General features: G+C 45.9%; 20 protein-coding genes. 8 read left to right on the forward strand and 12 right to left on the reverse strand.

Annotated elements, in window-relative coordinates; genetic code table 11:
- The first annotated feature begins 40 nt into the window (after nt 1-40).
- Nucleotides 41-1,378, forward strand: coding sequence for a hypothetical protein (locus GGE08_RS11520; RefSeq protein ID WP_179385043.1), 1,338 nt, complete (start codon nt 41-43; stop codon nt 1,376-1,378).
- A gap of 5 nt (nt 1,379-1,383) precedes the next feature.
- A complete protein-coding gene (locus tag GGE08_RS11525; protein ID WP_179385044.1) occupies nt 1,384-1,740 on the forward strand; it encodes a hypothetical protein in 357 nt (118 codons plus the stop codon).
- Here the strand turns inward: GGE08_RS11525 and GGE08_RS11530 are convergent.
- Together GGE08_RS11530 and GGE08_RS11535 are read right to left on the reverse strand one after the other, a co-directional pair.
- On the reverse strand, nt 1,737-2,147 hold the full coding sequence (locus GGE08_RS11530; RefSeq protein WP_179385045.1) for a hypothetical protein: 411 nt from the start codon (nt 2,145-2,147) through the stop codon (nt 1,737-1,739). The two genes, GGE08_RS11525 and GGE08_RS11530, sit on opposite strands and share 4 nt — an antisense overlap.
- Nucleotides 2,140-2,718, reverse strand: coding sequence for an RNA polymerase sigma factor (locus GGE08_RS11535; protein ID WP_179385046.1), 579 nt, complete (start codon nt 2,716-2,718; stop codon nt 2,140-2,142). Before GGE08_RS11535 ends, GGE08_RS11530 begins: the two co-directional genes overlap by 8 nt.
- Nucleotides 2,719-2,854: 136 nt before the next feature.
- Here GGE08_RS11535 and GGE08_RS11540 point away from each other — a divergent pair, with 136 nt between their 5' ends.
- Together GGE08_RS11540 and GGE08_RS11545 are read left to right on the forward strand one after the other, a co-directional pair.
- The gene (locus GGE08_RS11540; RefSeq protein ID WP_179385047.1) at nt 2,855-3,208 is read left to right on the forward strand and encodes a DUF6249 domain-containing protein; all 354 of its coding nucleotides are present in this window, start codon (nt 2,855-2,857) and stop codon (nt 3,206-3,208) included.
- A gap of 68 nt (nt 3,209-3,276) precedes the next feature.
- On the forward strand, nt 3,277-3,909 hold the full coding sequence (locus GGE08_RS11545) for an MOSC domain-containing protein (RefSeq protein WP_179385048.1): 633 nt from the start codon (nt 3,277-3,279) through the stop codon (nt 3,907-3,909).
- Nucleotides 3,910-3,961: 52 nt separating this feature from the next.
- Here GGE08_RS11545 and GGE08_RS11550 read toward each other — a convergent pair whose 3' ends face one another.
- Complete coding sequence (locus tag GGE08_RS11550; RefSeq protein ID WP_179385049.1) at nt 3,962-4,339, reverse strand: hypothetical protein; 378 nt, start codon at nt 4,337-4,339, stop codon at nt 3,962-3,964.
- A 212-nt stretch (nt 4,340-4,551) separates the two neighbouring features.
- Here GGE08_RS11550 and GGE08_RS11555 point away from each other — a divergent pair, with 212 nt between their 5' ends.
- Nucleotides 4,552-5,424: an AraC family transcriptional regulator gene (locus GGE08_RS11555; RefSeq protein ID WP_179385050.1), complete on the forward strand. Its 873-nt coding sequence runs from the start codon at nt 4,552-4,554 to the stop codon at nt 5,422-5,424.
- A 4-nt stretch (nt 5,425-5,428) separates the two neighbouring features.
- Here the strand turns inward: GGE08_RS11555 and GGE08_RS11560 are convergent, their stop codons facing one another.
- Complete coding sequence (locus GGE08_RS11560) at nt 5,429-6,199, reverse strand: S1/P1 nuclease (protein WP_179385051.1); 771 nt, start codon at nt 6,197-6,199, stop codon at nt 5,429-5,431.
- 149 nt (nt 6,200-6,348) lie between these two features.
- Between GGE08_RS11560 and GGE08_RS11565 the strand changes: the two genes are divergently transcribed.
- From GGE08_RS11565 to GGE08_RS11575, 3 genes are all read left to right on the forward strand, one after another.
- Complete coding sequence (locus GGE08_RS11565) at nt 6,349-8,547, forward strand: DUF5916 domain-containing protein (protein WP_179385052.1); 2,199 nt, start codon at nt 6,349-6,351, stop codon at nt 8,545-8,547.
- Between the two features lie 86 nt (nt 8,548-8,633).
- Nucleotides 8,634-9,896 carry a DUF819 domain-containing protein gene (locus tag GGE08_RS11570; protein WP_179385053.1) on the forward strand — a complete coding sequence of 421 codons (1,263 nt, stop codon included), beginning with the start codon at nt 8,634-8,636 and terminating at the stop codon, nt 9,894-9,896.
- Between the two features lie 44 nt (nt 9,897-9,940).
- The gene (locus GGE08_RS11575) at nt 9,941-10,639 is read left to right on the forward strand and encodes a DUF4369 domain-containing protein (RefSeq protein WP_179385054.1); all 699 of its coding nucleotides are present in this window, start codon (nt 9,941-9,943) and stop codon (nt 10,637-10,639) included.
- On the opposite strand, the gene GGE08_RS11580 is transcribed toward GGE08_RS11575, so the two are convergent.
- The 8 genes from GGE08_RS11580 to GGE08_RS11615 form a co-directional block, all read right to left on the reverse strand.
- The gene (locus GGE08_RS11580) at nt 10,636-10,908 is read right to left on the reverse strand and encodes a hypothetical protein (protein ID WP_179385055.1); all 273 of its coding nucleotides are present in this window, start codon (nt 10,906-10,908) and stop codon (nt 10,636-10,638) included. The two genes, GGE08_RS11575 and GGE08_RS11580, sit on opposite strands and share 4 nt — an antisense overlap.
- Before the next feature lie 28 nt (nt 10,909-10,936).
- Complete coding sequence (locus GGE08_RS11585; RefSeq protein WP_179385056.1) at nt 10,937-11,905, reverse strand: type I phosphomannose isomerase catalytic subunit; 969 nt, start codon at nt 11,903-11,905, stop codon at nt 10,937-10,939.
- A gap of 1 nt (nt 11,906) precedes the next feature.
- Nucleotides 11,907-12,314 (reverse strand): 6-pyruvoyl trahydropterin synthase family protein, encoded by a 408-nt coding sequence (locus GGE08_RS11590; RefSeq protein ID WP_179385057.1) that lies wholly within the window; start codon nt 12,312-12,314, stop codon nt 11,907-11,909.
- The gene (idi, locus tag GGE08_RS11595; RefSeq protein ID WP_179385058.1) at nt 12,311-12,844 is read right to left on the reverse strand and encodes an isopentenyl-diphosphate Delta-isomerase; all 534 of its coding nucleotides are present in this window, start codon (nt 12,842-12,844) and stop codon (nt 12,311-12,313) included. Before idi ends, GGE08_RS11590 begins: the two co-directional genes overlap by 4 nt.
- A 56-nt stretch (nt 12,845-12,900) precedes the next feature.
- A complete protein-coding gene (locus tag GGE08_RS11600; protein ID WP_179385059.1) occupies nt 12,901-13,854 on the reverse strand; it encodes a type IX secretion system membrane protein PorP/SprF in 954 nt (317 codons plus the stop codon).
- 1 nt (nt 13,855) lies between these two features.
- Nucleotides 13,856-15,823, reverse strand: coding sequence for a gliding motility-associated C-terminal domain-containing protein (locus GGE08_RS11605; protein WP_257024021.1), 1,968 nt, complete (start codon nt 15,821-15,823; stop codon nt 13,856-13,858).
- A gap of 83 nt (nt 15,824-15,906) precedes the next feature.
- Nucleotides 15,907-23,775 carry a beta strand repeat-containing protein gene (locus tag GGE08_RS11610; protein WP_179385061.1) on the reverse strand — a complete coding sequence of 2,623 codons (7,869 nt, stop codon included), beginning with the start codon at nt 23,773-23,775 and terminating at the stop codon, nt 15,907-15,909.
- Between the two features lie 360 nt (nt 23,776-24,135).
- Entirely contained in the window at nt 24,136-26,085 is a 1,950-nt protein-coding gene (locus GGE08_RS11615) for an OmpA family protein (RefSeq protein WP_179385062.1), read from the reverse strand.
- Nucleotides 26,086-26,091: the final 6 nt, after the last annotated feature.

Below are 26,091 nucleotides of genomic sequence, written 5' to 3' on the forward strand. Positions count from 1 at the left end.
GCATTTTATGCCTATCTTGGTGTAGCAAACCAATCAAACCGTGGGCAATAACGATTACAATAGTCCGGCCTTTAAAAAACTATTGGATTCCCTTCAGCAGCAAAGCTGGGAACTGGAACTCATTATTTCGGGTTTTGCTATTTTTGGACTTTTCACGGCTTATGAACCCCTTCGTTTGGAAATGCTGCATGCCGAAAACGAGGATTCTGTCTACAGTTTTCTGGTATACCTTATTTTGCACATCGCATCCTCCATTTTGCTTTTCAACTTGTTGTTGCACGTCATCCTTCGAGGGCTTTGGATAGGCGCATTGGGCCTCCGATATGTTTCTGGCGATATCGAATTTGAGAAGCTGCGCTATTCCGAAAAGTTCACCAACTATCTAAAAAAGCGTATCGTATCCTTTGATCGCTACATCGCCAACTTGGAAAATTATTGTAGTGTTCTCTTTGCCATTTCGTTTCTGTTGATTTTCTACGTGTTGGCACTCACCATGATTATTTTATCCATAGTGCTGGTGGCCAACTTTATTTTTGATAACGACCAATTGCCGGACGCACTGTCCGCGACTTTGGGCACCATCCTGATCATTCTAATCATCCTAGGAATGCTCCTTACCTTTATCGATTTTGTGACCCAGGGCTGGTTAAAGCGGAAAAAGTGGATATCCCGTGTGTACTTCCCCGTGTATTGGATATTCAGTTTTATCACCCTTTCCTTTTTATATCGACCCTTGGTCTACAATTTTTTGGACAACCGTTTTGGCAAACGATTGATTTTGCTATTGGTTCCCATTTATATTGCCATTTTGATGGTCACCACTTTGGAATACCGACATTCCAATTACCTGGAAAAAGACCTTGAATCGTCCAGTTTTTTTGCCAACAAGGAGAATTATTTGGATATGCTAACGGACAAAGAGGACTTCCCGGGAAGGATGGTGATACCCTCCAAAGTAATCACCGAACCGTATTTGAACGTTTTTGTGCCTTTTTCCGAAAGCTTGGAAAACCGGATTTTTGCCTACAACGATTCGCTTTCCCCGAAAATAGACCGTCGCGGACTTACCTCCAATATGCAGGTGACCACCAGTTGGGATGATGAGATTACCAGCCGAAGCCAAAAGGATAGTATTCGAAGGAAGTACCTCAGCACCTTTAATGAAATCCACTCCTTTCGTATTGACAGTCTGGAACTGGACGAGGATTTTATCCTGACCACGGGAATCAACAATACGCTTGGTTTTGAAACCTATCTCAACATATCGGACCTGGAACAGGGCAAACATATTTTACGGCTTCGAAGAAAAAGAAAGGTCAAGGATAGTGTGGTCAGTCAAACAGATGTTATCTTGCCGTTCTGGTATTATAAAAAATAGGTTGTATGGCACCATGGGATTTATATGTTATGGCAGGAATGTATGTGCTGGCTGGAGCTATGCATTTCATCAAACCAAAAATGTACATGCGGATTATGCCCATGTATTTACCAAACCATAGACTTTTGGTCTATTTAAGCGGTGTTGCAGAAATTTTACTGGGAATCGGCGTTTGTTTTGATGCTACCCGTACATTGAGCACTTTTGGTATTATTTTGATGCTAGCGGCCTTTCTCCCCGTCCATTTTTACATGCTTTCCAGTGAAAAAGCCGCCGCTGGGATTCCCAAATGGATTTTAATCCTCCGAATCCCCCTTCAATTTTTCTTGATGTATTGGGCATACTATTATGCCTATGTTTAACCCAAGGTTTGATCCATTTGCTTTTTTAACCAGCCCACCTGTACAAAAAACATAAAACCGAAAAGCAAAAACGCGTACACCATGATCTTGGATGAGGTATACTGATCCACCCATTGCCAATCCGTTTGGAACCACGCATCCATATGTATGCTGGCGAACCAACCTTGTCCGCTATCCATTCCCAGCTGTGCCCCAATAAAAACCAACAAAGCAACAAAGGCGATAGATACGCCGGACAACATCTTTCCGGATACCAACGGCTTATATTGAAACACCTCTTGTTGCGCATCGGCTTCCAATTTGTGCAGGACTTTTTGGGTAAAGTCTACAGAAGGTGATTCCAATGGGGCATCTCCCATTAACTTATCGATAAATGTTTCCAGTTTTTTATCCTCTCGTTTATCCATTGCTTTGCAAAATTTCTTTGTTCACACTGTTTTCCATAATACCGGCCAATCGTTTCCTGGCCCTGAACAACCGCACCTTTAAGGTATTTACGGGCAGGCCGGTCGCTTTCTCCATCTCCTGCAGGCTACTTTCCTCGAGATAAAACAAGGTAAGAATTCCCGCATCTTCCGACGACAATTGCGCCAAGCATTGCCTTATGATTTCGCTCCTTTCTTCGTCGGCCATTCTTTGAAAGGCATTGTCCAAATCCGCGTAGGCAATTTTATTGATATGTTCCAAGTCGGTAAGGACACGTTCCTTTTTTATTTTCTTGAGCTGGTCCAAACAACTGTTGTAGGCAATCCGATATACCCAAGTCGATAATTTGCTATCCCCCTTAAATTTAGACAAGGATTTGTACACTTTAATAAAAACATCTTGCGAGACTTCTTCGGCCTCTTCCCGGTTGCCCAACATCCGAACGGCCAGCGTATAGACCAAATCCTTATAGCTATCCACCAAATCGGAGAATGCGCGGGTGTTCCCCCTGCGTATTTCCGAAATCAGTTCTTGTTCTGTATTGGTCAGCATTGTTCATAGGACGCCAAATGCTCCATTTAGGTTACACCGAAAATAAAATTTTTAATTTGATGTAACCTGATTTGAAAAACTGTCGTCATAGCTTATGAACAAATAAATTATCAAATAATCAGTAAAACGAACAGTTATGGGATCAGAAGTAATTATCATACCTATTATTTTCGGAGTCATTTTTGCGATTGCCTACCTTTATTTTTCAACGAGGAACAAGGAACGATTGGCCTTGATCGAAAAAGGAGCTGACGCCAGCATCTTTGTTAGAGGTAAAAGAGATGAGGCCGCTCCGGTATGGAAAGTCCTCCTCCTTAACCTAGCCCTATTGCTCATGGGTATTGGAGCGGCGATTTTTGTTGCCTCCCTATTGCACTATGGTTTAGGGGTGGATGAAGAGGTAGCCTATCCGGGCACTATTTTCCTCATGGCAGGCATTGGGCTTTTTGTAGGTTTCAACATGACAAAGAAATTGTATCGGGAGGATTAATTCTTCACGACAACAATTAAACTGAAGGACCACCGCCACCAGCGGTGGTTTTTTTATACCTTGCTGTTATGAAAGTAATCTCAACAAATCTAGGGGAGCCGACCAAAATCAATTGGAACGGCAAACAAACCTTGACGGGTATTTACAAATATCCTGTGGATCAACCGATTTATCTGGATACCGAAGATGTACAGGGCGATACCGTAGTGGACCGAAAATACCATGGCGGTATATACAAAGCCTGTTATTTGTTCTCGGCGGACCATTACGATTATTGGAAGGCAAAGTACCCCCAATTGGAATGGGACTGGGGCATGTTCGGGGAAAACCTCACCATACAGGGCTTGGACGAAACGCAATTAAAGATCGGAAGCACCTACCGATTGGGCACGGCCTTGGTACAAATTTCGCAACCAAGGGAACCCTGCTATAAATTGGGCATCCGTTTTGGCAATCAAGGGATACTGAAACAACTCATCGACCATGGTCGTCCCGGGACCTATATTAGGGTTATGGAGCCCGGTACCGTATCAAAAGGAGATTCCATGGAATTGGTGACGGCATCGGAAAGCCCTTTGACCATAGCACAGTTCTATGAGCTGCTTTTTGCCAAGGAAAAGGACCAGCATGTATTGCAACAGGCGCTCCATAATGAGGCCCTACCGTTGGGAAAAAGGGAGAAACTTCAGAAATGGGCATAAAAAAAGGGGAGCCTCCCGGCTCCCCAATGCACATAAAAATTAACTAAACAAACTATCTTACAACCATTTTCTGCTTGTAGGTACCGAATTTGTCCACTACAACAATGGTATATTCCCCTCTAAAGGCTTTTTCGAAGTTGAATGCTTTCTCAACAACGATGTCACCGTCGATAGCCTCGTCAAAGACAAGTCTTTCTTCGCTATCGTATACTTTCAATAGTACCTTTCCCTTGGATACGTTCAAAAGGTTCATCATAACTTTTTGACCTTTCCTTACAAATACGGGATCAAGGTTTACCTTTACCAAGTTCTTTTCAACTTCATATTTGGCAACTGTCTTTTTACCAAATTCTGTTGCTGTCGTGTTGGCAACCGCAATTGCACTGATTAAAAGGGCTGCTGCTACTGTTAGGTTCTTAACTACTTTCATAACATTTCGTTTTTTTAAGATTACAGTACAAATGTAGGACGCAATAGCGCATAGAAATACCACTCCTTTTTCCAGTTTATGTGCTATATTAACATGGTATATCATTTAACATAGTATTAATGATAAAATAGCATAACTTTGCGGTAATTTTGTTGACATTTGTACGACAATGGTAGTTGTAACTTTATCATTGCGAACAAAAATTGTAGTACATGATTCAAAAACCGGCATTTGAAGCGATCGCTCCCAGTTTTGGGCACTCATTTACCTTTCAAAAGTTTAATGAAAGTAATGAGAACAAAAACAATGGTTGGCATTACCATCCAGAGCTAGAATTGGTTTATGTGAACGGGGGTTCTGGAAAAAGACAGATCGGTAGCCATGTTTCCTATTACAGGAACGGTGACCTTATATTAATAGGGTCCAATTTGCCCCACTGTGGATTTACGGACAAGCTGACCGGTAATAAAAGTGAGACGCTTGTACAAATGAAGGCCGACTTTTTGGGAAGTGATTTCTTCAATATTCCCGAAATGAAAAATATCCAAAAGCTGTTCGAAGTTGCCAAGGGAGGTATTGCCTTTAGCGGAAAGACCAAAATGAAGGTGGGTGAAAAAATGGAAATCCTGGAATACCAGACCGATTTTCAGCGCTTGCTTTCCATACTCAACATTTTGAACATTTTGGCCACCTCCAAAGAAATGCACGTTTTGAACGCGGAAGGCTTTTCAATTGAAACTGAATTAAAGGACAACGACCGCATCAATGTCGTCTTTAATCATGTAAAAACACACTTTAAGGAAGATATCAGTTTGGAACAGATTGCCGATATGGTGAGCATGACGGTACCCTCCTTCTGTAGATACTTCAAAAAAATCACCAAAAAGACCTTTACGCAGTTCGTAAATGAGTACAGACTGGTGCATGCTTCAAAACTTTTGGCGGAACAGCCCATAAGCATCACGCAGGTGTGCTACGATAGCGGCTTCAACAACTTTTCCCATTTCAATAAGTCCTTCAAGGCCTTTACGGGGCAAAATCCTTCGGAATACAGAAACCAGTTGAAAACCGTTTTGCAATCCTGATCGCTTAGGCAAATAGGTCGTTCAACACCTTTGCCAAGCGAAGTCCTCCTTTTTGGAGCTGCTCGAACAAAAGGTCGTTGTAGTCGTAGGAATAGCGATAGCCCAACTTTTCCCCTATTTCCACGGAATCGTAGAGCTTTGCACAAATCTCATGGGATTCGTCCACCCAATCGTAGATGGTTCCCGCCTGGATTTCCTTTCTTTCGGCACGACTAACTTCTACCAGTTCACCGGCCAGTTCGGTATAGGTCATACCATAAGATTCGATCATATTCTTGTCCCAGACCCGGTGCAGGTTGCTTCCCTCTCCAAACCATTGCACTTGAATATCGTTGCCACCCTTATCCTCTGCCCTACTCGCATGCATCGGTTGGTGCAGGTCTCCTATCAAATGAATCAGCATCTTTAAATAAAAGACCCGGTCCTCACGGCTATTGTTTTTATCCTTTACCTTGGCCGTACATTCCTCAATGGCCATTACAATATCCCCATATTCACTTTTCTCCGAATCCCGATAACTGGTGCCCAAGGGATAATTCACATAATGCCAAGCGGAATATTTGGAAAACGCACGGTCTGCTTTAATGTCATCGGCAAAGGTGGAAACGAAAGCCAAACTGTGCCCATCCAACAAATCGTTCAAAGCCCGTTTGGCCTTTCCCGTCAAATAAGCCTCAGCAATTTCACCTGTAACGCGGTGGCCCGTTTTTCCCCAAGTGGTATTTGCCAAAACAATAACAGGGAGCAATAACAACAATAATGTGATTTTTTTCATTTGAAACGACGCTTAGGTTGACAAAAAATACGGCGATTTTTATTTCTGGAAATTTCTGAATGTTTTGGCAAAGAACAACCGATTTTAAAATTTTGGGATTTTTTTAACTATGTAAACTTTACATTTGTTAAACCAACTAAACTGAATCAATGCTCAAAAAAAGTTTTGTACTCGTTACAATCCTCTGTTCCTACGTTCTATTTTCCCAATCCGATCCGAAAAGTTTTACGGTAAAATATATCGATGACATTATCAAAGTTGATGGTATTATGGACGAAAGTGTTTGGGAAATTGCAGAAAGCGCCTCCGATTTCCATCAATACTTTCCAAGCGACACCACGCTTGCCTTCCAGCAAACGGACATTAAGATGCTGTACAACAATACCACCCTATATGTTGGCATCAAACTTAATACCGAAGGGGACAACTACGTGATTCCCTCCTTACAACGGGATTACCGCGCTGGGGGCAATGACAACATCAGTTTAATGTTCGACACTTTTAACGACGGCACCAACGCTTTCCTATTCGGGATGAACCCCTACGGCGTACGTCGTGAGGCACTCATTTCCAATGGTGGTTCCGGGCCCAGTGGTTTTACCACTTCGTGGGATGTAAAGTGGAAAGGTGAGACCAAAATCTACGAGGGCTACTACATTTGCGAGCTGGCCATACCCCTCACCTCTTTTAAATTTAGGCAAGGTGAGACCAAATGGCGGTTCAATAGTTATCGCTTTGATATGCAGTCGAATGAAACCAGCAGTTGGATGAAAATTCCACAAAACCAACTGGTGTACAGTTTGGCCTTTATGGGCGATATGATTTTTGAAAAGCCCCTTGGAAAATCGAGAACCCCCATGGCCCTCATTCCATACATCAATGGTATTTTGGCGAAGGATTATGAAAACAATGAGGAGTTTAACAATTTCAATGTTGGGGGCGATGCCAAAATCTCCATTGGCAACGGAATGAATTTGGACGTAACCCTTAACCCCGATTTTTCCAACGTACAAGTGGACAATGTCATCGTCAACCTTTCCCGTTTTCAAGTGGCCTTGCCCGAAAGACGACAGTTTTTTATAGACAACAATGACCTTTTTGGCTCCTTTGGAAACGAAAGGGATGCCAACCCCTTTTTCTCAAGAAGAATTGGTATTGCCAAAAACAAGGATGATGAAACCATAGAAAATGGAATTGTGGGCGGTGTTAGGCTCAGTGGCAAATTAAATGAAAATTGGCGGCTCGGTCTTTTGAACATACAAACGGAAGAGGACGAAGAAAACGAGATTGCCAGTAATAATAATACCGTGTTGGCACTCCAAAAAAAGATGTTCTCGCGTTCCAACCTCAGCTTCATTTTTGTGAACCGACAAAGTTTTGGGGAATACGATTTTCTGGAAGAAACGGACAGATACAACCGTGTGGTTGGCTTGGATTACAATCTTGCCTCCGCAGACAACACGTGGACGGGTAAATTCTTCTATCACAAATCCTTCGCAAGGGATATTGGGAATCGTGATGCCTCGGGAGGTATGGACCTCCGATATAACTCAAGATTCTTCAATTTTGGGCTTCGTGGAAATTTCGTGGGCAACGACTTCCGATCAGATCTCGGGTTCGTGCGCCGACAGGATATTGTGGCCGCAAGGCCTTTTGTCGAATTCAATTTTTGGCCCCAAAAAGGAAAACTGAATTCCCATGGATTCCGAATTAGCCCAAACGCTATTTGGCGACCCACATTAGATTATAAGAATACGGATTACAACATCTTTTTGAGCTGGCAGGCCAGATTTAAGTCCCAAGAAGAGTTTTCGGTACGGATGTTTAACCGCTACACTTTCTTAACTGAAGAATTTGACCCCACAGGAACAGATGGTGCGGTGGGACTGCCAGGAGATATAGGCTATTATTACACCAGCTACGAGATGCAGTTCCAAAGCGACAGAAGAAGGGTGTTTTCCTACTCGGTGCAACCTGGTTATGGTGACTTTTACAACGGCAATCGATTTGTTATGGAAGGTGATTTAAGTCTACGTCTCCAACCCAAAATGTTGCTTTCCCTTGGTGTCAATTATAACAGTATCATGCTACCTGAGCCCTATGCAAGCCGTGAAATTTGGCTGGTAAGTCCAAGAATTGAACTTACGTTCAATAAATCCGTTTTTTGGTCCACCCTAATCCAATACAGCAATCAGGCTGACTATCTAGGAATCAATTCAAGGCTGCAATGGCGCTTTGCGCCGTTATCCGACCTATTTTTGGTATACAACGACAATTATTTTGTAAACACCTTCATGCCGCGCACTCGGTCCATTAACCTAAAATTGACCTACTGGCTGAATATTTGAGAGGTATTGACTTTTAAATTGGAAAAAAATATCCTCCGGATACACCCCTGTTATTTTCCTATATTTGAGGTTTTAGCATCACATCTATGGACCAACTACCATTTACCCAAGACACTGTTATCTTCGGGCTGCTTTGCCTCTGTCTAGGCTTTGTATTTTATACCTCATCCATCAAAACAGGATTCTGGAGCAAGTTTTATAGCGTGGTTCCCACCGTGCTTATGTGCTATTTGTTGCCAGCCATTTTAGCCAGTATTGGAATCATAGACGAATCGTCTTCCAACACCTATTACGTGGCCAGTAGATATCTGCTGCCAGCTGCTTTGATCTTGATGACGCTCAGTATAGACCTAAAGGCCATCATCAACCTAGGGTCCAAGGCCTTGGTCATGTTTCTGACAGGCACAGTGGGTATCGTTATTGGTGGACCCATTGCCATTTTGATCGTGTCCATATTTTCCCCCGAAACGGTTGGGGGTGTTGGCCCAGATGCAGTTTGGAGAGGATTGGCCACCATTGCAGGGAGCTGGATAGGTGGAGGTGCCAATCAAGCAGCAATGCTCGAAGTTTTTAAATACAATCAAGAAAGTTATGGGGGCATGGTCCTCATAGATATTGTGGTCGCCAACCTCTGGCTGGCCATCATCTTATTGGGCGTGGGCAAAACCGATAAAATTGACCGCTGGCTCAAAGCGGATACCTCTTCCATTGAAGATTTGAAGGTAAAAGTATCGACCTACACCGAAAAAATAGCCCGTGTAACTACCCTACGAGACTTAATGATGTTGCTGTTCTTCGCCTTTGTGGGAGTGGGCATATCCCATTTGGCGGGACACCACTTTGCCAATTTCCTTCAAAACAATTTTGAGGTCATCCGTAACCCACAGAAAATTTTGTCGTCCTTAGGTTCGGATTTCCTTTGGATGGTGGTTTTCGCCACAGCCATAGGCATTGGGCTTTCCTTTACAAAGGCCAAAAATTACGAAGGTGCAGGAGCAAGTAAAGTTGGGGGCATGTTCATTTATATTTTGGTGGCGACCATAGGTATGAAAATGGACTTGGGCAAGGTATTGGACAACCCTGGACTTATCGCCATCGGACTGATTTGGATTACCATTCATGCAGGACTGCTAATTCTGATGGCAAAACTGATCAAGGCACCATTCTTTTTCTTGGCCGTGGGCAGTCAGGCCAATGTGGGCGGCGCCGCATCGGCTCCCGTTGTCGCTGCGGAATTTCACCCTTCACTGACTTCGGTGGGTATCCTATTGGCCGTTTTTGGCTATGTGGTAGGAACGGCAGGAGCCTATTTGTGCGCTTTGTTGATGGAAGTGGCCTCCAATGTTTAATATTTTGAGAAGATTGTGCATCTTTGCCCAGCTAAAATTTTAAGATGAAGCGGATATTGTTTGTTATACTGATAGGAATCGCTGTGCTTGCCTGCGAAAAGAGCACGGAACATACCATGAACCTTAGTGGGAACATTAAAGGATTAAAAAAAGGTACCCTCTATTTGCAGCAATTCAAGGACTCTACCTTGGTAGTGTTGGATTCTCTACAAATTCAAGGGGATGGCAATTTCAGTTTTGCCCAAGAGGTGGAAGAACCTGAGATTTTCTATTTGTACCTTAAAAAAGAGGATAATAACGACATCAACGACCGTATTACCTTTTTTGGGGAAGCTGGTAACATTATCATCAATACCGCATGGAACACTTTTGACACGAATGCGGAAATTTCAGGATCAAAATCCCATAAAAAGCTGGAGGAATTCTATCAAATGGCTTCTAAATTCAACATTAGGGAACTTGGCCTGATCCAACAAGGGTCATCCCCCGAAATGCAGGAGGATTCCATCGCTTTGGATTCCATTCAACGCTTGATCAATCAAAACACGATTGGCCGATATCGATATGCGCTTAACTTTGGGCTTAGCAATACCGATTCTTACGCCACTCCCTACATAATGATGACCGAGGCACGGGAAGCCAATCCGAAATACCTGGATTCCATTTACAAAAGCCTTGCTCCAGAAGTGGCATCCTCGAAATACGGAAAGGAATTTAAGGCCTTCTTGGACCAGAACAATTAAGCTTCAAGGCTATTGAGCCGCTCCACAAGCTTGGTGGCTTTTTCTTCCAGTTCGTTACGAATGGACTTGAAGTGGGTTTTGGAGTCCTCTACTTTTTTCTGGTTGATTTTATCCATAAGGTTATCATAGACCTCAATGGCTTCATCAATGATCACGGTTCCTTCTTCGGATTCTTTATTGCCGGAACCGGCTTCCCAGATATAAACTGCTTCAATGATGTCTCCCAGTACATAATTGACATCCTTTTTTAAGTCACGGATACTTGGCATAACACTGTGGTTTTGATTAAAGATACTATTAAATAGTAACTTCTAAAAGTTTGGCGTGTTGGGTATCAATTTCCAAATGGGTACTGGAGGCGGCAACAAGGGCTGTCTCCCCTTTTTGTATGGACGTGCTTCCCCAATCGTTGGTAATGGTAGCCTCACCTCCCACGCACATATAAATGGTGAATGAGTCCCTTTGGGACAAATCTTGTTTCATGGGTTGGGTCAACGCCAGGAAATTTGTTTTAAAATAAGGGCAATCCACCATGCCGTTGGTTTGGTCTGTATCGTTGGCATAATTTACCCTGAAATCATCCTTTTTTTCGTAATCGATGGCGTCTACGGCCAAACTGGTGTGCAGTTCCCTTAAATTGCCATCCTTATCCCTGCGGTTGAAATCGAATACCCGATAGGTAATGTCGGAAGTCTGTTGGATTTCGGCCAACAACACCCCGGCACCAATGGCGTGTATCTTTCCCGTGTTGATAAAAAAAGTATCCCCTTCTTTAACCTCTTCATAGTTCATCAAATCGGTCAGTGTGCCTTCCTCAAGACTTTTCACATATTCTTCCTTTTCCACGTCTTTGTTGAAACCTACAATCAGTTTGGCACCTGGATCAGCATCCATAATGTACCACATCTCCGTTTTTCCGAAAGAATTATGTCGGCTCTTGGCCAGTTCATCATTGGGGTGTAGTTGAATGGAGAGGTCCTGTTTGGCATCAATAAACTTGATAAGGATGGGAAAATCGTTCCCAAAGCGTTGCACCACGCTATCGCCCAGTAACGCTTTGCCACTTTGATCCATCAAGTTTTGTAGGGATGTCCCCTCCAAATCGCCATTGGACACCACGGAAATATCCCCTTGCACACCAGAAAGTTCCCAGCTTTCACCAGTAATATCACTTTCGATAGGCTTGTTCAACACTTCCTTTAGCTTGGTTCCTCCCCAAAGGCGTTCTTTGAGTATGGGCTTGAATTTTAAGGGGTATAAGTTCATTTTATCCGGTATAGGTCACAAAATTGCGAGGAGTTTCGTAGAGTACCACTTCCAACTCCTTTTCGGCCTCGATATGTGGCCTGAGTTTATTCCAAATGACTACTGCGATATTTTCTGCCGTAGGGTTCAAATTCTTGAATTCGGGCACATCTAAATTCAGGTTTTTATGGTCCAATGGGTCCAGCACCTGTTCCTTGATCAAATCCTTGAGTACCTTGAGGTCCATCACAAATCCTGTTTCTGGGTCGATTTCCCCAGTGACGCTCACGATCAAATCGTAGTTGTGTCCATGGTATTTGGGGTTATTGCATTTGCCAAAAACGGCGTTGTTCTTCTCCTCGTCCCAATCGGGCCGAAACAATCTATGGGCCGCATTGAAGGTCGCTTTTCTACTTGCCTTTACTTTCATTGTGCAGGAGTATTTTCCAAAAGATGGTCATAAAAACGTTCAAAGATAATTTTGAACCAAGCCGTGTAGTGCTGAGGATTTTGGTCCATATCCTTTTTGATATCCGCTGGGTACATCCATTTCCAATCGGCTACCTCATCCGGATTGATATTGGGTTCATCCTCAAAATATCCCACCATGACGTGATCAAACTCGTGTTCGGTGAGCCCGTTGTCAAAAGGAGCCTTATACACAAAATGGAACAGTTCCTTGAGTTCTGTGGTAAAGCCCATTTCTTCCATGAGCCTGCGTTTGCCCGCCTCCACATTGCTCTCCCCTTCCCTTTGGTGGCTGCAACAGGTGTTGGTCCATAACAGGGGGGAGTGATATTTGTCCTTGGCCCGTTGTTGTAGCATGGTTTCGCCTTTGGCGTTCATCACAAAAACAGAAAATGCCCTATGGAGCAGCGCCTTTTCATGGGCTTCCATTTTGGGCATTAGGCCTATGGGTTCGTCTTGTTCATTTACCAATATTACTTTTTCCTCTTTCATATGGTAAAAATATGACCTTTGAGGTAAAATATGTGGTAAAGGCTCGTAAATTCTTCCTAAAAGAAGCGCGGTGATTTTAGGTTTCCGATGTTTCTGATGAAATCGTATCTAAGGATAATCTCGAAGGAACCATCGTTGAAGGTAGCGGCTCCCAACTCCGTAATCTCACGATCGTAGGCCATGCCCACCATAAACTGATCGGACAGCATAAAGCCAATAAGACCGCTGAAGGCAGCATCCCAACGATAAGCAACACCGCCTATAAACTTTTCGTTGAACATAAAATTGGCGGAAAGATCTACTTGGAGTGGCGCTCCTTGGACGGCTTTGGTCAAAAGGGCCGGTTTAAACTTGAGTACGGGATTGAGGTCCCAAACATATCCAGTTATCAAATATAAGGTCATCTGTTCTTTTGCAGTAGAGATGGAGGATGTATCAAAATGCGTGGTCTCCAATATTCTAGGCGCAGAAAGACCTGCATAAAATCTGTCGGTATGATAGTACACCCCCGCTCCAATATTTGGGGAAAATTTATTTTGAATATCCTGCTGTGACTGCAATTGAGGGTCTATCTCAAACTCATCGAGCTCGGAGAAGCGAATATCCAACATGTGGGCACTGGCCTTAAGGCCAAAACTCAACCTTCCTTCCCAAGAGGTTTGGATGGTATAGGAAAAATCGACATCGAAATAAGTCTCGGAAGTAGGCCCGATCTTATCATTTACAATGGAGAGTCCAAGACCCACTCCACGATACCCCACTGGGGTGTGCAGGTTCAAGGTCTGTGTTTCCGGAGCACCGTCAAGTCCCAACCATTGGTTACGGTAAAGGGCGGCAATGCTCAAATGTCCGCGCGAACCTGCATAGGCCGGATTCACGCTGACCGTGTTGTACATGTATTGGGTGTACTGTGCATCCTGCTGCGCCTGCACGTTTACCACTCCCAAAAACAGAAGGGCAATCAGCCATTGGATGTTTATGTTGACGTTCTTTTTTTTCACAGTAACCATTTTATCTGTTTATGTATATGTAGCCTGTTAGCTGTTTCATATTTCCACTTGTCTCTTGATAATCAATAACATAGAAGTATGTCCCTACAGGTAATTTATTGTCCTTGTCCACAGTGATCCTTCCTTGGGATGTACCATCGAATACATTTCCGCTGGAGGCATAGGCCTTGGTCTGGAAGACCATTACGCCCCATCTGTTGTATATCCTCACCGTGTTGTTCGGATAATTTTCAAGTCCGCGGATCTCTAAGGTATCGTGTACACCATCCCCATTAGGTGTGATGACATTGATGACATCAACCACTTCTTCATCGGTAGTCAATTCACCCAAATCTGGGTCTAGGTAATCCGGGATGCCATCTTCGTTGGTATCGTCATTGGCGTAATTACCATCTGCGTTGGTATCCTCATCCATGGTCTCGATACCATCGTCATCATCGTCCGAGTCCCTGAAATCTGGAATACCATCACTATCATTATCGGGCAAGGCCGCACTCGGGTCGTCCATCCCGTCATTGATATCGATATCGATCATGGTCTCGCCTTCGTATCCATCATCCAAACCATCGTTGTCCTTATCGGAACCTATCAAAGTTACTTCTGGTAAGCCATCATGGTCCAAATCGTGTCCTTCAATGGCATCCGGCACATTGTCGTTGTCACTATCTTCATCCACATAATCTGGAATACCATCATTATCGGAATCCAACGGAATCAGGCCAAGATTGCCATCAGCTTCGTAAGCATCATCCAAACCATTGCCGTTGGCATCTGTCATGCTTGGTGCGAGGTAACCCAAAGCAGGCTGTGCCTCAATATTGTCCGGAATTCCGTCATTGTCACTATCGATATCGAGGTAATCTGGAATTCCATCTCCATCGGTGTCCGTTGGGTTAGTGGATGGGTCATCATCACTATCCGCATTTAAATCCTCAAAGGCGTCCACGATGCCATCGTTATCACTATCGATATCCACACCAAGGTCATTGACCACTACAGTTATGGTCGCCGTATCACAGTTCCCATTGTCATCACAAACGGTATAAGTAAAGGAATCCGTGCCCGTAAATCCAGGGTTTGGCACATAAGTAATATCGTCATCGGATGGATTGTTTGCCGTTCCATTGTCGTTTAACACCACGTTTCCATTGGATGGGTCGGTCGCGGTAATCGTTCCAAGCGTTGGGATGTCATTGTCATTTGCTCTCCATGATATCGCAGCATCAACACCGATATCCGTGGAAACCGAATCATCGATGGTGTCCACAATGGGCAGCACATCAATGGTCACCGTTGCGGTGCTACAATCCCCGAAGGAATTACAAAGGGTATAATCAAAACTGTCGCTTCCGTTGTAATCTGGGTATGGGGTGTAAGTGACCATATCATCCGAAGGGTCGTTTGCCGTTCCGTTGTCATCAATACTCACTGCCCCGTTCGCTGGGTCGGTCGTCGTTAACACTCCAGTAGTAGGTATGTCCGCATCATTGTCGAAAATAGGCACAGTTACCGATGCATCTTCGTTGACAGTGATCAAATCATCTGAAAGGTTTGCGGCTTGACTCATACATACCACTGTAAATCTGGGTAGCGAGGTGCTGTTGCCTACTTTTGTGATGGTCGCCACATATCGCATTACGGTCTGTGTACTGGTTACTGTGGGCCTTGATTGATCACCGGGAAGAGCAGGACTCCAACTTACTGTGGCTCCCGAGGGAACACTGGCCGAAATATCCAAAGTCACCTGATTATTGGGTGCTTCACAGTCGGTCAAAATAAAATATCCCGTTGCATTGGAACCACAAAGTGTCCCATCATACGTGGCAAAATACACACCGGGCTGGGTCGCTTCATAAAATGAATTGGTCCCTAAAACGGTGGATGTATCCGATGCCTCATACCAGCGATAATTCGTTTCATCGCCCGTATTGGGGGCCTGCAACAAAAATTGGGCACTGGCAAGATTCATTCCTATAAAGAAAACGAACAGTCCAATGTATAAAGACTTATATGAGGTGTTAGATTTCAAAATCGACTCGTCTTTGACCATTATTATCTTACCACAAACACTACGTTGATCAATGCATTATAATCGGCTGGCTGACCAATTATGTCGTAGGTCAACACTCCATTGGCATCAATACTCATATTGTCGAACACCGTTGGGTCCGCATAGGTTACGTAGTAATACAATTCGGCTGCACTATACGTTGGAAGAGCGGTAGGCGCTCCTGCACTTGATACTGCCGGTGTTCCATATTGCGCCACGTATTGTGCATACAAATCAACAGTTCTTCCTGTTCCGTTTGTTGAAGCATCAATGGCGATGGAAGGAGGGTAAAATATTCTTGCCGCTTTTGATGTGATCGGTGCTATATCTTGAATGACATCCTCAACGGTAGCTTCAGTATTTCCGTCTCCATCCACATCTACAGGTGAATCTGAATTCACTTGTGCTGCCGTTTGGTCGTCCGTATCGATATCAGCCAAGGCTACTTGAAGTGTACCGTTGCTATCCTCTATCTCAAGATTGGCTCCATTCACTTCAAAACGCGTATTGATTTCGTTGGTGACACTGGCATCGGCATCGTCCACGTTGTCCACATTGTCTGCGAAGTCTGCTGGAACTCCTGTCAAGCTGCTCCACTGTCCGTCGAAATCATCGGTGGAATCCAGATCCAAATTCGCAGGGACATTGGTCAAGTCTCCAAAGTCTCCTGAAAAGTCATCCGTGCTGTCCGTGTCCAGGTTGGCAGGCACGTTGGAAAGGTCTCCAAAGTCACCGCTGAAACCCGATAGGTCAAAATCGTTGCCGTTGGGGGTCACTGTCACTGTTCCGTCGGTAGAGGTGATGGCCTGCAATTCGTTCGCTGGGTCATTGTCAGCATCGTCCACATTGTCCACATTGTCGGCGAAGTCCGCTGGGATACCCGTCAAGCTGCTCCACTGTCCGTCAAAATCGTCGGTGGCATCCAAATCCAGGTTGGCAGGGACATTGGTCAGATCGCCAAAGTCTCCTGAAAAGTCGTCCGTACTGTCCGTATCCAGATTCGGGAACTCGTTGTTCACCGCCGTAGCCACTTGGGCGTCGGTCAATTGAGTATCATTATCAATATTGTCCGCAAAACCTGCTGGAACTCCTGTCAAGCTGCTCCACTGTCCGTCAAAATCATCTGTGGAATCCAAATCCAAGTTTGCAGGAACATTGGATAGATCTCCAAAGTCGCCAGAAAAGTCGTCTGTACTGTCCGTATCCAGATTCGGGAACTCGTTGTTCACCGCCGTGGCCACTTGGGCATCGGTCAATTGGGTGTCGTTATCGATATTGTCCGCAAAACCTGCTGGAACACCTGTCAAGCTGCTCCACTGTCCGTCAAAATCGTCGGTGGAATCCAAATCTAAATTGGTGGGCACGTTGGTCAAGTCTCCAAAGTCTCCAGAGAAATCATCCGTGGCATCCAAATCCAGGTTGGCAGGCACGTTGGTCAAATCACCAAAGTCTCCTGAAAAATCATCGGTACTATCGGTGTCCAGGTTTGGGAACTCGTTGTTCACCGCCGTGGCCACTTGGGCATCGGTCAATTGGGTGTCGTTATCGATATTGTCCGCAAAACCTGCTGGAACTCCCGTCAAACTGCTCCACTGACCGTCAAAATCATCGGTGGAATCCAAATCTAAATTGGCGGGCACGTTGGTCAAGTCTCCAAAGTCTCCTGAAAAGTCGTCCGTGCTGTCCGTATCCAGATTCGGGAACTCGTTGTTCACCGCCGTAGCCACTTGGGCGTCGGTCAATTGGGTATCATTATCGATGTTATCGGCAAAACCTGCTGGAACTCCTGTCAAGCTGCTCCACTGTCCGTCGAAATCATCCGTGGAATCCAAGTCCAAGTTCGCCGGTACATTGGTCAAATCGCCAAAGTCGCCAGAAAAGTCGTCTGTACTGTCCGTATCCAGATTCGGGAACTCGTTGTTCACCGCCGTGGCCACTTGGGCATCGGTCAATTGGGTGTCATTATCGATGTTGTCCGCAAAACCTGCTGGAACTCCCGTAAGGCTGCTCCACTGACCGTCAAAATCGTCAGTGCTATCGGTGTCCAGGTTCGCTGGAACATTGGAAAGGTCTCCAAAGTCTCCGCTAAAACCGGATAGGTCAAAGTCGTTGCCGTTGGGGGTTACCGTCACCGTTCCGTCTGTGGAAGTGATGGCCTGTAATTCGTTTGCGGGGTCGTTGTCCGCATCATCCACGTTGTCCACATTATCGGCGAAGTCCGCTGGAACACCTGTCAAACTGCTCCACTGTCCGTCGAAATCGTCGGTAGAATCCAAATCCAGGTTGGCCGGTACATTGGTCAAATCGCCAAAGTCGCCTGAAAAATCGTCTGTGCTGTCCGTGTCCAAGTTCGCTGGAACATTTGATAGGTCCCCAAAGTCTCCGCTGAAACCTGAGAGGTCGAAGTCGTTGCCGTTGGGGGTCACTGTCACCGTTCCGTCTGTGGAGGTGATGGCCTGTAATTCGTTAGCAGGGTCGTTGTCCGCATCGTCCACGTTGTCCACGTTATCAGCGAAATCTGCAGGAACTCCTGTCAGACTGCTCCACTGTCCGTCAAAATCGTCGGTGGAATCCAAATCCAAGTTGGCCGGTACGTTGGTCAAATCGCCAAAGTCTCCTGAAAAATCGTCTGTGCTATCAGTATCCAAGTTCGCTGGAACATTGGATAGGTCCCCAAAGTCTCCGCTGAAACCGGATAGGTCAAAGTCGTTGCCGTTGGGGGTCACTGTCACCGTTCCGTCTGTGGAGGTGATGGCCTGTAATTCGTTCGCTGGGTCGTTGTCCGCATCGTCCACGTTGTCCACGTTATCGGCGAAGTCCGCTGGAATCCCGGTCAGGCTGCTCCACTGTCCGTCGAAATCGTCTGTGCTATCGGTGTCCAGATTTGCTGGAACATTAGTCAAATCATTAAAGTCCCCAGAGAAATCATCCGTGCTGTCCGTATCCAAGTTCGGGAACTCGTTGTTCACCGCCGTGGCCACTTGGGCATCGGTCAATTGAGTGTCATTGTCGATATTGTCAGTAAAACCTGCAGGCACTCCTGTCAAACTGCTCCACTGTCCGTCGAAATCGTCTGTGCTGTCGGTATCCAAATTCGGGAACTCGCTGTTCACCGCAGTGGCCACTTGGGCATCGGTCAATTGGGTATCGTTGTCGATATTGTCCGCAAAACCTGCTGGAACTCCTGTCAAGCTGCTCCACTGTCCGTCGAAATCGTCGGTGGAATCCAAATCCAAGTTGGCAGGCACGTTGGAAAGGTCTCCAAAGTCACCGCTGAAACCCGATAGGTCAAAATCGTTGCCGTTGGGGGTCACTGTCACTGTTCCGTCGGTAGAGGTGATGGCCTGCAATTCGTTCGCTGGGTCATTGTCAGCATCGTCCACATTGTCCACATTGTCGGCGAAGTCCGCTGGGATACCCGTCAAGCTGCTCCACTGTCCGTCAAAATCGTCGGTGGCATCCAAATCCAGGTTGGCAGGGACATTGGTCAGATCGCCAAAGTCTCCTGAAAAGTCGTCCGTACTGTCCGTATCCAGATTCGGGAACTCGTTGTTCACCGCCGTAGCCACTTGGGCGTCGGTCAATTGGGTGTCATTATCGATGTTGTCCGCAAAACCTGCTGGAACTCCCGTAAGGCTGCTCCATTGTCCGTCAAAATCGTCGGTGGAATCCAAATCCAAGTTGGCAGGTACATTGGTCAGATCGCCAAAGTCGCCAGAAAAGTCATCGGTACTATCGGTATCTAAGTTTGCAGGTACGTTTGATAGGTCTCCAAAGTCACCGCTGAAACCGGATAGGTCAAAGTCGTTGCCGTTGGGGGTTACCGTCACCGTTCCGTCTGTGGAAGTGATGGCCTGTAATTCGTTTGCGGGGTCGTTGTCCGCATCATCCACGTTGTCCACATTGTCTGCGAAGTCTACCGGAACCCCGGTAAGGCTGCTCCACTGGCCGTCGAAATCATCCGTGGAATCCAAATCCAAGTTGGCCGGTACGTTGGTCAAATCGCCAAAGTCGCCTGAAAAATCGTCTGTGCTGTCCGTGTCCAAGTTCGCTGGAACATTGGTCAAATCATTGAAATCTCCAGAGAAATCATCGGTACTATCGGTGTCCAAGTTCGCTGGAACATTGGATAGGTCCCCAAAGTCTCCGCTGAAACCTGAGAGGTCGAAGTCGTTGCCGTTGGGGGTCACTGTCACCGTTCCGTCTGTGGAAGTGATGGTCTGCAATTCGTTCGCTGGGTCGTTGTCCGCATCGTCCACGTTGTCCACGTTATCGGCGAAGTCCGCAGGGATACCTGTCAAGCTGCTCCACTGACCATCGAAATCATCCGTGGCATCCAAATCCAAGTTGGCAGGAACGTTGGTCAAATCGCCAAAGTCGCCTGAAAAATCATCTGTACTATCAGTATCCAGATTTGGGAACTCGTTGTTCACCGCTGTGGCCACTTGGGCATCGGTCAATTGGGTGTCGTTGTCAATATTGTCCGCAAAACCTGCAGGGATACCTGTCAAGCTGCTCCACTGTCCGTCGAAATCGTCGGTGGAATCCAAATCCAAGTTTGCAGGAACATTGGTCAAGTCTCCAAAGTCTCCAGAGAAATCATCCGTACTATCGGTGTCCAAGTTCGCTGGAACATTGGATAGGTCCCCAAAGTCACCGCTGAAACCGGATAGGTCAAAGTCGTTGCCGTTGGGTGTTACCGTCACCGTTCCGTCGGTGGAAGTGATGGCCTGTAATTCGTTGGCAGGATCGTTGTCCGCATCGTCCACGTTGTCCAAATTGTCGGCGAAGTCTGCTGGAACTCCCGTCAGGCTGCTCCACTGTCCGTCAAAATCGTCGGTACTATCGGTGTCCAAGTTCGGGAACTCGTTGTTCACCGCTGTGGCCACTTGGGCATCGGTCAATTGGGTATCGTTATCGGTTCCAATAAAGGTTATCGGTGAACCATCGCCATTGTCGAACGTGTAGGTTCCATCGAGGTTGTCCGTGATCGCTGACTTGTTGATTGTTTGAGACACCCCGTTTTCATTGACATAGGTAACAGTGCCATTGTTGTTATCGGTTAGGTTTGTGATGGTCTCCGCTATACTTACCGAAGCTACGTTCAGGTAAAGCGCCCCATCGGAACCAAAGGTGATATTGTTGTTGGCATCGTTGCTGATCAAATCCACTTGTTCAGTTCCGCCGCCATCAGTGATGCCCAAAACACCATCGGTTATGGAACTACCGGTGTTGTACTCGTTGCCCACAACGGAATCGGCATCGTCCACGTTGTCCACGTTATCAGCGAAATCTGCAGGAACTCCTGTCAGACTGATCCACTGTCCGTCAAAATCGTCGGTGGAATCCAAATCCAAGTTGGCCGGTACGTTGGTCAAATCGCCAAAGTCGCCTGAAAAATCGTCTGTGCTGTCCGTGTCCAGATTCGCTGGAACATTGGTCAAATCATTGAAATCTCCAGAGAAATCATCTGTGCTATCAGTATCCAAGTTCGCTGGAACATTGGATAGGTCCCCAAAGTCTCCGCTGAAACCGGATAGGTCAAAGTCATTGCCGTTCGGGGTTACTGTCACCGTTCCGTCAGTAGAGGTGATGGCCTGCAATTCGTTGGCTGGGTCATTGTCCGCATCGTCCACGTTGTCCACGTTGTCGGCGAAATCGGCAGGAACCCCTGTCAGACTGCTCCACTGACCGTCAAAATCATCTGTGCTATCGGTATCCAGGTTCGGGAACTCGTTGTTCACCGCCGTGGCCACTTGGGCATCGGTCAATTGGGTATCGTTGTCGATATTGTCCGCAAAACCCGCAGGAACTCCCGTTAAGCTGCTCCATTGCCCATCAAAATCGTCGGTGCTGTCGGTGTCCAGGTTCGCTGGAACATTGGAAAGGTCTCCAAAGTCTCCGCTAAAACCGGATAGGTCAAAGTCGTTGCCGTTGGGGGTTACCGTCACCGTTCCGTCTGTGGAGGTGATGGCCTGTAATTCATTGGCAGGGTCGTTGTCCGCATCGTCCACGTTGTCCACATTGTCGGCGAAGTCCGCTGGAACTCCATTAAGGCTGCTCCACTGTCCGTCAAAGTCATCCGTAGAATCCAAGTCCAAGTTTGCCGGAATGTTGGTCAAATCTCCAAAGTCGCCAGAAAAGTCATCGGTACTATCTGTATCCAAGTTGGCAGGAACATTGGATAGGTCTCCAAAGTCACCGCTGAAACCGGATAGGTCAAAGTCGTTGCCGTTGGGGGTCACTGTCACCGTTCCGTCTGTGGATGTGATGGCCTGTAATTCGTTCGAAGGGTCGTTGTCCGCATCGTCCACGTTGTCCACGTTATCAGCGAAATCTGCCGGAACACCTGTCAAACTGCTCCACTGTCCGTCGAAATCGTCGGTGGCATCCAAATCCAAGTTGGCAGGGACATTGGAAAGGTCCCCAAAGTCTCCGCTGAAACCGGATAGGTCAAAATCGTTGCCGTTGGGGGTCACCGTTACCGTTCCGTCGGTCGAGGTAATGGCCTGTAATTCGTTTGCGGGGTCGTTGTCCGCATCGTCCACATTGTCCACGTTATCGGCGAAGTCTGCAGGAACTCCTGCCAAGCTGCTCCACTGTCCGTCGAAATCGTCGGTGGCATCCAAATCCAAGTTGGCAGGCACGTTGGTCAAATCACCAAAGTCTCCTGAAAAGTCGTCTGTACTATCGGTGTCCAGATTCGCTGGAACATTGGTCAAATCGTTGAAATCACCAGAGAAATCATCCGTGGAATCTAAATCCAAATTGGCAGGAACGTTGGTCAAATCGCCAAAGTCTCCTGAAAAATCATCTGTGCTGTCCGTATCCAGATTCGGGAACTCGTTGTTCACCGCTGTGGCCACTTGGGCATCTGTCAATTGGGTATCGTTGTCGATATTGTCCGCAAAACCTGCTGGAACTCCCGTTAAGCTGCTCCATTGTCCGTCAAAATCATCGGTAGAATCCAAGTCCAAGTTGGCAGGTACGTTGGTCAAATCATTGAAATCTCCAGAGAAATCATCTGTGCTATCAGTGTCCAAGTTCGCTGGAACATTGGAAAGGTCCCCAAAGTCTCCGCTGAAACCTGAGAGGTCAAAGTCGTTGCCGTTGGGGGTTACCGTCACCGTTCCGTCTGTGGAAGTGATGGTCTGCAATTCGTTCGCTGGGTCGTTGTCCGCATCGTCCACGTTGTCCACGTTGTCGGCGAAGTCTGCCGGAACCCCGGTAAGGCTGCTCCACTGTCCGTCGAAATCGTCAGTGGCATCCAAATCCAGATTGGCAGGGACGTTGGTCAGATCGCCAAAGTCGCCTGAAAAGTCGTCTGTACTGTCCGTATCCAGATTCGGGAACTCGTTGTTCACCGCTGTGGCCACTTGGGCATCGGTCAATTGGGTGTCCGTATCAATTAAGGCTGCCAAATCTGCCAATGCCACAGCAAAGGTGTTCGAATCAGAGTCGGTGATAACCAAATTCGTATTCGTACCATCAATCCCGAAAGACGTCACCGTGGTGTTTGAATCTGTTAACGTGTCGCTCAAACTGCTTAAATCTACATTGACGCTTCCACCATTTTCCAAAGTAAGCGATAGTGTATTGGTTGCATCGTTAAAGGTGAAACCTGTGAGCTGTTGATCATCCGAAGCGGTCAATTCCCATGTATCCCCATCCCAGAAGTAAATGGTGCCTGTGTTGGTGTTTACATAAATATCACCAAGGTCTGCTCCCGCCGGAGTTGTTGCTCCTGAACCCGAGACGTCAGTTCCTTTTAAGACTTCGCAGTTACATTGGTCCTGAAGGGTTACCGTGGTTTGCGAAAAAGCTATTCCTGTTGAAAAAAGAAATAATAGGGCTAGAATGCTCTTCTTCATGAGGTTAGTATTAGTTGAGGATGATATAAACCTTTGTTTGTTGATTTTCACTTGTTCAGTTGACTTTGATGGAGGCAATACAATACGCCCAAATTTCAACTGCATACAAAATTACCCTGAGTTTTAGCCGTAGAAAATAATTGTTGTGAACCTGTTGAATCCCATTGTATAGTGTCTGATTTTTGAGGTTACCTCCTATCATTTCTTTGGTTTTCGTTAACGCACTTTATCGATGAAACCCAATAATAATGGGATAATTCGCACATCAGACATTATCGTTTATATTCAATTTTCTTCATTTTTGAGCAAAAAAAACGACCCCAAAAAGGAGTCGCTTTACATTATAAAATTGAACCAGATCTATTCAAATATGATGAACTCGGATCTACGGTTTAATTGATGTTGTTCTTCTGAACATGGTATGCCGTTAATGCAATCATTTACCAATCTGGTCTCTCCAAATCCTTCGCCTTCCAGCCTATCTGGGGCAATACCCTTCGATATCATGTAGTTAACAGTGGATTCGGCCCGTTTTTGGGACAACCAAAGGTTGTAGGCATCAACTCCCCGGCTATCGGTATGGGAGTTTACCTTGATTTTTAAACTTGGATATTTCTCCATGGCCACGATTACCTTTTGAATCTCAATCTCCGCATCGGGTCGTATATCGTACTTGTTGAGGTCGAAGTAGATGGTGCTCAATTGCAGCAATTTGGCCAAGTCGTCACCAAAACCTCCTGTCACCAAATCGCGCTCCAGATAAAAATCAACAATCCTTGGCTTTCCGTCAGATATGGGCAGATATTCTTCTGCCGGAACGTAACCGTCCCTTGATGCCCTAACAAAATTTCCTTTGGAACAATCGAGCATCAGTATGTAGTTTCCATCAGAATCGGTAATGGTCGATGAAATCTCATTATTTTCTTCGTCGATTATCTTAACGGTGGCCCCGGCCAACACTTCATTGGAAATACGATCTCTAACGGTACCCGTGACTTCTTGGATACAGTCCAGAGTAAGTGGTTCGGTCTCCACGAATTCATAGATGTCGTCGCCTCCCATGCCTCCTTCGCGGTTAGATGCGAAGTATCCTGTTTTGTCGTTTGCCCTGTAAATGAACGAAAAATCATCTTTGGGCGAGTTTATCGGCCTTCCTACGTTGACTACTGGCTGTGAATAATCGTTATAGGTGATTTTTGTGGCAAATACATCCAATCCTCCCAATCCTTGATGCCCATCCGAAGAAAAATATAGTACCCCTTCTTCTGTAATATATGGAAAAGTCTCCCTTCCAATGGTATTGACGTTACTGCCCAGGTTTTGGATGGGACCATAGGTTCCATCCCCTATGATTTCGGTGACAAATATATCGGATGCCCCTAGGCTCCCTGTCATATCGGAAACAAAGTAGAGCTTCTTTTCGTCTGGACTGAGCATGGGGTGCGCCACGGAATAGGAATCACTGTTAAAGGGGAGCTCTACGATATTGGTCCATTCACCATCAACATACTCGGCACTATAGATTTTAAGACGAATTATTCCTTCTTCATCCTTTTTCCTTCGACCGTCGAAAAAGTTGTTCCGAGTAAAATACATGGTCGTGCCATCTTTGGTTACCACAGATGTGGATTCATGCAAACGGGTGTTTACGTCCCCCTCCAATTTTATCACCTTCCCTTGGGAAGCGCTATCGGCATCCACCTTATATAAGTCCAAAAAGTCACTGGCGTTCCACGTATGCCGATATCTGGCAAAGTTTCCTGTATCCCTGTCCGATGCAAAAATGAGCCCCTTCTCGTAATAGGCCGCAGCAAAATCGGAATATGCACTGTTGTAAGGAAATGGCTTTATATCGTATCTACCTGAATTTTCTTCGATTTTGGCCATATAATCCATATCAAAATCCACCATGGCAGCGGTCAACTCCCTAAAGTTTTCCATTACCCTGTTCGATTCTTCATAATTCCCAATGGACTTTAAACTCTGCGCATAACGGAAGATATCCTCTACGGACATGTCGTTCGGATAGCTTTTCTCCAACTTTCCGTAGGTGTCGGCAGCTTCTTGATACTTTGCATTGAAATAGTAGGAATTACCCAATTTTTTTAAAAGGTCGGACGAAGAATAGCCCCTGTCCAACACTTTTTTGTAGATATCGATGGCCGGACTAAAGGAATATTGTTGATAGCGCTCATCGGCCCTTTCCATGATCCGTTCAATTTGCTTATCGGGAATACTGTCCTGTTGCGCTGTTGCCTTTTGAAAGCATCCGTAAATGATTATCGATACTATGAGTATTCTTTTCAGCATGCTGTA

This window comes from Allomuricauda sp. ARW1Y1, assembly GCF_013407935.1.
Classification (GTDB): domain Bacteria; phylum Bacteroidota; class Bacteroidia; order Flavobacteriales; family Flavobacteriaceae; genus Flagellimonas.